Source organism: Mesorhizobium sp. M8A.F.Ca.ET.207.01.1.1, from assembly GCF_004794715.1.
In the GTDB taxonomy this organism is placed as follows: Bacteria; Pseudomonadota; Alphaproteobacteria; order Rhizobiales; family Rhizobiaceae; genus Mesorhizobium.
Map to the genome: position 1 here is coordinate 1 of NZ_SRUS01000308.1, position 337 is coordinate 337.

1 protein-coding gene is annotated in these 337 nt (G+C 65.6%); it reads left to right on the forward strand.

Annotated features, from left to right (window positions below; genetic code table 11):
* Window positions 1-337 (forward strand): PhoH family protein (locus EN850_RS34680; RefSeq protein WP_189591316.1); only part of this gene is annotated, 337 nt, incomplete at both ends.

A 337-nucleotide genomic window follows, 5' to 3' on the forward strand; every position in this document is an offset into this window, starting at 1 on the left:
GCCGGCCTGGCGCAGACGATGGACCAGCAGCGCTATCGCGAGATCATCATGACCCGCGCCACGGTCAGCGTGGGCGAGGACATCGGCTTCCTGCCCGGCACCGAGGAAGAGAAGATGACGCCGTGGATGGGCGCGTTGACCGACAACCTGGAAGTGCTCACGCACAACCAGGAGGGCGGCACCTGGGGCCGCCAGGCCACCAACGACCTGCTGGCCAGCCGCATCAAGATCCGCTCGATGAACTTCATGCGCGGCCGCACCTTCCTGTCACGCTACCTGATCCTGGACGAGGCGCAGAACCTCACCCCGAAGCAGATGAAGACGCTGATCACCCGCG